This is a genomic window from Nostoc sp. NMS4 (assembly GCF_017115095.1).
Lineage (GTDB): Bacteria > Cyanobacteriota > Cyanobacteriia > Cyanobacteriales > Nostocaceae > Nostoc.
Genome location: NZ_JABXKI010000427.1, coordinates 1 through 7,491, shown reverse-complemented (window position 1 = coordinate 7,491; position 7,491 = coordinate 1). Strand labels below are relative to the sequence as shown.

Here is a 7,491-nt window from a genome sequence, read left to right as displayed (position 1 = left end):
AAAGTCGTGTTGAGGTACTTCAAACTTTGTCGCACCGCAATCAAATACACAACTGCGTACCCCTCTGGGAAAGCAAGCTACGCTTTTAGCATCCGGGGATTTAGATTTAGGCTTCAATTTATTCTGCCTAAACTTAATTACAAATTACTTCCCTCGCTTTGGCATAGGACGCATTGCTTCACGTCCTAAAATAAACATTCCCGTAACACCTAAACTGACAAACCAAATATATTGATACCAATATTGTCGAATCTGCTCAACTGTACTGGTTTTTGGATGCAATGTATTTAAGTATAGCAACAGCATCAATATCATGAGCGCCCCAAAACCAACAAGGCTTAAACCAACAAAAATTCGTGCAGGACGCAGTTCAAAATCACTAATAGTATTTAGGTCAATTTCTGCCAGTTCCTTAAAGGAGTCATCTGCCAAAGATGAGGTTGCTTGGAATCTATTGCTCAGTTTTGGTGGCAAAATCGGCGACAGTTTTGCTACAGTTGTGCGACGTAGCAAAGCCTCAGTATCTCGCAGCAATTCCAGAGGCTTACGGGTAGTAGTTGGTTGAGCAAACTCTATGTTATCTGTGGGAGTTGAGGCATTAGCTTTGCTTTCAAAATCCATAGTACGCTTCGGAAAAACCAGGATATACATAGCCTAGCGAATCAAGTGACAAATGCGTGAAAATAATTCGTAATTTGTAATGACGTTGCTGTGTCGCAAAGGTAATTTGTGATTAATTAATTTATGGTAAAAAACACATTCTTTACTCAAAGTAAGCGAACTTAGGTATTTGGGAATTACAAATTACTCGTCCATTTCTTTTAATGTAGCTAATGCCGATGGAGATAAACGACTGAGATAGCGGAAGATCCAGTATTTAAAGATAGTGTTTAAAATTACCGGAAATGTCGCAATAAAGAGAAAGATTACATTTCGAGTGGCTGGCAAACCTAAATGTTCTGCCAATCCTGCAAGAAGGACTTCCCACCCATCTGGTGAGTGAAATCCTACAAATATATCTGTAAAGAGAATAATCAAAAAAGCCTTGGCGCTATCGCTGAGACCAGAGACAATGGTATCCATAAAAGACTTAAGAATCAAAATTTCTTTTTTGCTAATAGCGATAACTATCCCAAAAGAAAATAGTGATATCAAATCAGCAAAAGCATTACTAATATTACTATTACTTTTTCTGCGAAACTCTTCCGATATTTCAATTGCTTTACTTTTTATTTTTTCTTGTGTTGGCTCTGAAGAAAGTGTTGGCGCTTGATTAAGCAAATATTCAAATCTTAGTCCTTCTTGAAAATTATGTAACTCATGGAGAGCTTCTTTTTCCATGTCAGAATTGAGAAAAACTTTAGTTACGTTATCTCCCCTAACTCTTTCTAATATTGGAGTTACTATAAATTCTTTAGATAAATATTGAGTTAAAAGCGGTACAACAATTAGAACTATCAAAAATCTTAAGGCAATTATTGTTCTACTTTTGGAAATCCGATAATTTCTGAGAAACTCTTCTTCTGTCTGCGGTGCTAAATCGACTTGAATTTTATTAATTTTTCTGCCAATAGAACTTGGAGGAACTCCAGTCTGTTGAGTTGGAGGTTGTTTAACTTTAACATCAGTTATGTTAGATGAGTCTAACTGTTTTTTGATTTCGTTATTATTGATTTTTAAAGGATGATAAGTTAACGCTAATGGAGTATTATTATTTTCTTCATCTTTGATAGCGTAGGTTTCTACTACTTCATCAATCACCTTCAATTTTTCTAATAAAACAGGATCGGAGATATTGACCATTCCGCGACTAAGCTGGAATTCTGCAAGCCTGATCTTAATAATAGTTAGGTTCTTATTAAGATATACTTGCCAATAAGACATTACGTTTTCAGTGTAGTTTACTGATTGTGAAGATATTTTTTTGCGATCAAAATGTTCGATCTCAATGTTTTTAATTCTCTGAGCTGCTTGATAAGCTTCTAAAAGCGCCCTTTCTGGTGTATCTGAAAACCACCGGTTAAGCGATCGCAAATATTTTTGGAAATTTTGGCGAAGTAATTCTGCTGTTCTGGTAAATGAGTTTTTCATTACATATATGACTAATTAGATAATGTGTATTATAGTTATATAATCATAAAAAATGGGTAATAATAGCTAAATAGTTAGTCCAATCAAGATTCAGGTAATACTCCCTGATGCGATGTCTACGAAGGGCTACGCTTACGTTAGCAATTTTATATTACCTGTAAACTCAGATGGATCGGCATAAATTTGCACTGGTTATTTATATTGGCAGTTTATCCATTACACTGTCATCATTGACACCAGTTGTTAGGGTTTCTGCCCCATACAAAAGCCTTGATTGTAACATTTCACAATCGAGGCAAATTCTCCACTATCCACAGTCTATCACTGTCAAAGGGAACAAGAAGTAGAGATGTTACTTTATACGGCAGAATTCAGAATTCAGAATTCAGAATTCAGGAGAAAACACGCTTTATACCTGCCTTTGAGACTTAGTAGTACAGCTTTGCATTAATTCGTAACGGTTTTAAACGCATAGGCACTTTGCCTTCCCGCAGGGTAGGAACGCTGAGGGAAGCGCAGAGGTACGCAGAGGGATTCGCTATGAACTTACGAAATTATGTACTTAGCTTGTGTACCTCACTTTCCTTGAAATCTCCCTCATCTCCCGGTTGGTGAGCGAAGTCGAACCACATCCCCCCACTCCCAATTTTGAAATTATGAGTTTGAGTCTGTGTATGATTGTCAAAAACGAAGCCGCAACACTGCCTAAATGCCTAAGCAGTGTCAAAAAAGTGGTGGATGAAATGGTAGTGTTAGACACAGGCTCAATCGATCGCACTCCTAATATTGCTCAACAACTCGGTGCAAAAGTTCATCATTTTAAATGGTCTAATGATTTTAGTGCTGCCCGGAATGCAGCTTTAAAATATGTCACTGGTGATTGGATTTTGGTATTAGATGCTGATGAAACTCTGACTCCTGCAATTGTACCGCAGTTACGAGAGGCGATCGCAAGAGACGAATACCTGCTTATCAACCTCGTCCGCCAGGAAGTTGGTGCAGAACAATCTCCCTATTCTCTGGTTTCCAGGTTATTCCGCAATCATCCAGATATTCGTTTTGACCGTCCTTATCATGCCTTAGTAGATGATAGTGTGGCAGCAATTTTAACTAAAGAACCTCATTGGCAAATAGGTTATTTACCTGGCGTTGCACTTGTACACACAGGATATCAAAAAAGCGCGATCGCTCAAAATAACAAATATGCCAAAGCTGCTACGGCGATGTCAGGGTTTCTCGCAACTCATCCTAATGATCCCTATGTTTGCAGTAAATTAGGGGCGTTGTATGTGCAAACTGGGAAAATTTCTCAAGGTATGGATTTGCTGAGACATGGAATCACCACTGCTGAAGACAACTACGATATTTTATATGAACTCCACTATCATTTAGGCATTGCCTACAGTCGCTTAAAAAAATCTCCCCAGGCGATTTCTCACTATCAAGCGGCCATCAAATTGCCAATTTATCCCATGCTCAAACTAGGAGCATACAACAACTTGGGTAACTTACTCAAAGCAGCAGGAGATTTCAACGGTGCGAAAACTGCTTACGCCACAACTTTGAAAATCGATCCTAATTTTGTTTTTGGACATTATAATTTGGCGATGACATTTAAAGCTTTGGGTTTATTTACAGATGCGATCGCATATTATCAAAATGCGATCGCCTTAAATCCCAACTATGCCGAAGCGTATCAAAATTTAGGGGTAGTGTTGCTGAAAATTGGCAATCATCAAGATAGTTTAACAGCTTTTAAAAAAGCGATCGCCCTTCACGAAAGGTATAATCCAGAAGAGGCGAAGAGACTACGCCAGGGGTTGCAGGAGATGGAATTGATGTAGGGCATTGGGCATTGGGCATGGAGGAGAATAACAAATGACAAATGACAAATGACATTAAGATATTAGTATCAATATTTTAGAGGTTTTTTCGATGAGCCAAACTATTGATGAACGGATACGCTGGACAAGTGCAGACTTAGAGTTATTGCCAGATAACGGTAATCGCTACGAAATTATCGATGGGGAATTATTTGTGACTAGGGCACCGCATTGGGGACATCAAAAAGCCACAGCAAATATTTGTGGAGAATTAAGAACTTGGTCACTCTCAACAGGTCTTGGTGAGGCAGTCCCAACACCAGGAATTATTTTTAGTGATGCAGATAACGTTATTCCCGATGTGGTTTGGGTAAGTAAAGAACGCCTCGCCATTTTACTTGATAATGAAGGACATTTAACGGGAGCGCCGGAACTGGTTGTAGAAGTACTTTCCCCTGGAGTCCAAAACGAGCGACGCGATAAGGAAATCAAGCTAAAATTATATGCTTCTAGAGGAGTTCAAGAATATTGGATTTTGAACTGGCAATTACAACAAGTTGAAGTGTATCGCCGAGAAAAAGCAGTTCTGAAATTAGTAGCAACGTTATTCGCAACAGATGACTTATCTTCACCTCTGTTACCAAATTTTGTTTGCACCGTAGCAGGATTATTCGTGTGAATGCGCTTACTCTGGGGAGATAACAATTCAAAATTCAAAATTCAAAATTCAAAATTCAAAATTAAAGACATTTTCAGACGGGGATTTAAACCCCGACTGAAAATGATGCTACCTGTATTGTTTGTTGGGGTCTTAAACCCTTTGATTTACGATAACAAGGGCGCTATCGAAGATTATAATCAAAAAGTGCTGGAAATCATCAACCAACTTCAGAAGTAGATGCTTGAGGCGTTGCATCCATTTAGCCTTGGATCAAAATTCCGACTAAAATTTGCATCAAGATTTCTAAATCAGTTGGCACTCGATATAACATTAAATCTTGACTCACTTTTTGTTCTTGACGATCAAAACTACCAAACTGCCAAATATCCCCAGTAGTTACAGCACCATACAATATTGGTTCATCTGATTCTACCCACGTATCTAAAGCAATCAACTCCGTTGCTAACTGCGTAAACCCCCGTGTTAAGTCTGCCTGTTTTGCTTCTACTACTAAGACATTGTGTTTTGACTCCAGATAGTAATCTAAGTCACCTCTGAGGTACTGACTAACTTCAATGGGGTACTCAATATTAACTATTGCTTTTGTAATGTGGGCTACTTCTAATAAAATGGGTGCGATTAGTACTTCGCGTCTAGCCGCTTCACTAGTTAGATTAACACGAGCGATCGCTTCTTCTAGGCGTTGGCGTAAGTTTGGTAAACGAGTCAGTAATTCTGAAGCAGCTACAGGTAAATTGATATTTCAGAACTCGGAACTTCAAGCTTAAAAATCAACTCCACCCGTTCTGAGTCGAAAAGGTGGAGTTAAAAATTTTAAGAGTTGGTAAATTCTCCTCACAAATGACAAATGACAAATGACAAATGACAAGCAACTAAATACGCGACTTGACAAATTTCTCCAATCTATCCATTCCCTTTTCAATCGTCGCCATATCTGTGGCGTAGGAAAGGCGAATGTTGTCATCAGCGCCAAAAGCGATTCCGGGAATGACTGCAACTTGATGTTCTCCCAACAAAGCATCACAAAATTCTAGAGATTTTAGACCGGTTTTGCTGATATCAGGGAACAGATAAAAAGCACCATCTGGTTTTGCGGTACTCAATCCGGGAATGGCGTTGAGTCTGTCTAGCATTACCTGGCGGCGTTTGGCGAAGGCTTGACGCATTTCTTCGACACAATCTTGAGAACTTTGTAGGGCTGCGATCGCACCATATTGGGCAAAGGTACACACGTTAGATGTACTATGCCCTTGGATGGTACTCGCAGCTTTAATGATTTCCACAGGCCCCGCTAAATAACCAAGTCTCCACCCAGTCATGGAATAAGCTTTCGCAAACCCATTACTAATCAAAGTCCGGTCAAAAATTTCCTTTCCTAGAGAACCGATGCTGATATGTTCTGCACCGTCGTAGAGAATCTTTTCGTAAATCTCATCAGAGACAACAAAGATATCTGCATCAACTACTACCTGCGCCAATGCTTTGATTTCATCTGGCGTGTACACCATCCCTGTGGGATTAGATGGAGAATTGAGGATAAATAGCTTCGTCTTCGGCGTAATGGCTTTACGGAGTTGTTCGGGAGTAATTTTATAACCCGTCGTGGCATCTGTAGAGACAATTACCGGGACTCCACCCACCAAAGTCACCATTTCGGGATAACTTAGCCAGTAGGGTGCAGGGATAATTACCTCATCACCTGGATCGATTAGCGCCACGATTAAGTTGTACAGAGAATGCTTACCGCCATTGGTGACGATGACATTCTCTGACTTGTAATCAAGACCATTATCAATTTTAAGCTTGTGGGCGATCGCTTCCCTTAACTTTGGTTCTCCGGCGGCTGCACCATACTTGGTTTTGCCTTCATCCAAAGCTTTGACTGCTGCGGCTTTAATATGCGCTGGGGTATCAAAATCTGGTTCTCCAGCGCTAAAACTACAAACATCTATTCCTTCTGCCTTCAGTGCCTTAGCCTTGGCTGCGATCGCTAAGGTTAATGAAGGTGTTACCTGACTTACTCTTGCTGCCAGCTTCATTCTTACTATTTTTTGGCAAATCTTTCACTTATCTAAGGATATCCCAGAATTCCCATCAAGATTTGCTTTTTCTGAATTCGTTGGCGATTGGGGAATAAGGAATTGGCAAGAAATTCTAACTCTTGACTCTTAACAATGTATCTTGTATAAACTTAGTTTTAAAGTAAGGTCAGTGTTTATATGCAGGTTAAGAAACTTTTCATTGCATCTTCTCTGTTAATTACTAGTCTTTTTCTACCTAATGCTGCCATTGCTCAAAATCGCGGTACTCCAGGTAAATTTGATTTTTATGTACTGACACTTTCTTGGTCGCCAGATTATTGTGCGGCAAATGGTAGCCGTGACCCGCAGCAGTGCGGTTCTGGAAGGAAACTTGGTTTTGTACTACATGGTTTGTGGCCGCAGTATCAAACTGGTTATCCAGCTAATTGTTCCACGCAAAAATTACCGGCGCAAGTAAAGCAACAGTTTCCCAATTTGTATCCTAGTAATAAACTTTACGATCATGAATGGGAAAAACATGGTACTTGTTCGGGGAAAACTCCTGCGGAATACTTGGGATTGAGTAAAAAATTAAAAGATGCGATCGCTATTCCCGCAGCTTATAATCGCCCTAATAAACCAGTGCGTACCACAATTACAAATTTTAAAAATTCATTTGTGACTGCGAATAATCAAATTACTGCTGATGGTGTAGCACCTTTTTGTTCTGGTTCAGGCAGATTTTTGCAAGAAGTCTTCTTTTGTTATTCCAAAAACGGTGAACCTGGTATTTGTAGCGCCGAAATTTTGAAGCGATCGCAAAAAAGTTGTGGTCAGCCAGATTTCTTATTGAGAAACGTTAGATAAGAATGGG

8 protein-coding genes are annotated in these 7,491 nt (G+C 39.5%); 4 read left to right on the top strand and 4 right to left on the bottom strand.

The genetic code is table 11. The features are described from left to right. Positions 1-144: 144 nt before the first annotated feature. Both HWQ37_RS33975 and HWQ37_RS33970 read right to left on the bottom strand, forming a co-directional pair. Positions 145-621 (bottom strand): hypothetical protein, encoded by a 477-nt coding sequence (locus tag HWQ37_RS33975; RefSeq protein ID WP_292755718.1) that lies wholly within the window; start codon positions 619-621, stop codon positions 145-147. A 183-nt stretch (positions 622-804) separates the two neighbouring features. Further along, positions 805-2,091 carry a proton extrusion protein PcxA gene (locus HWQ37_RS33970; RefSeq protein ID WP_292755717.1) on the bottom strand — a complete coding sequence of 429 codons (1,287 nt, stop codon included), beginning with the start codon at positions 2,089-2,091 and terminating at the stop codon, positions 805-807. Positions 2,092-2,765: 674 nt separating this feature from the next. Between HWQ37_RS33970 and HWQ37_RS33965 the strand changes: the two genes are divergently transcribed. Continuing rightward, positions 2,766-3,935 (top strand): tetratricopeptide repeat protein, encoded by a 1,170-nt coding sequence (locus HWQ37_RS33965; RefSeq protein ID WP_292755716.1) that lies wholly within the window; start codon positions 2,766-2,768, stop codon positions 3,933-3,935. 91 nt (positions 3,936-4,026) lie between these two features. Further along, positions 4,027-4,593 carry a Uma2 family endonuclease gene (locus HWQ37_RS33960; RefSeq protein ID WP_292755715.1) on the top strand — a complete coding sequence of 189 codons (567 nt, stop codon included), beginning with the start codon at positions 4,027-4,029 and terminating at the stop codon, positions 4,591-4,593. A 241-nt stretch (positions 4,594-4,834) separates the two neighbouring features. On the opposite strand, the gene HWQ37_RS33955 is transcribed toward HWQ37_RS33960, so the two are convergent. Beyond that, complete coding sequence (locus HWQ37_RS33955) at positions 4,835-5,029, bottom strand: hypothetical protein (RefSeq protein WP_292755714.1); 195 nt, start codon at positions 5,027-5,029, stop codon at positions 4,835-4,837. Between the two features lie 121 nt (positions 5,030-5,150). On the opposite strand from HWQ37_RS33955, the gene HWQ37_RS33950 reads away from it, so the two are divergent. Then, a complete protein-coding gene (locus HWQ37_RS33950; RefSeq protein ID WP_292755713.1) occupies positions 5,151-5,363 on the top strand; it encodes a hypothetical protein in 213 nt (70 codons plus the stop codon). A gap of 105 nt (positions 5,364-5,468) precedes the next feature. Here HWQ37_RS33950 and HWQ37_RS33945 read toward each other — a convergent pair whose 3' ends face one another. Continuing rightward, the gene (locus HWQ37_RS33945; protein WP_292755712.1) at positions 5,469-6,635 is read right to left on the bottom strand and encodes a pyridoxal phosphate-dependent aminotransferase; all 1,167 of its coding nucleotides are present in this window, start codon (positions 6,633-6,635) and stop codon (positions 5,469-5,471) included. Positions 6,636-6,815: 180 nt separating this feature from the next. Between HWQ37_RS33945 and HWQ37_RS33940 the strand changes: the two genes are divergently transcribed. Next, a complete protein-coding gene (locus tag HWQ37_RS33940) occupies positions 6,816-7,484 on the top strand; it encodes a ribonuclease T2 family protein (RefSeq protein ID WP_292755710.1) in 669 nt (222 codons plus the stop codon). Positions 7,485-7,491: the final 7 nt, after the last annotated feature.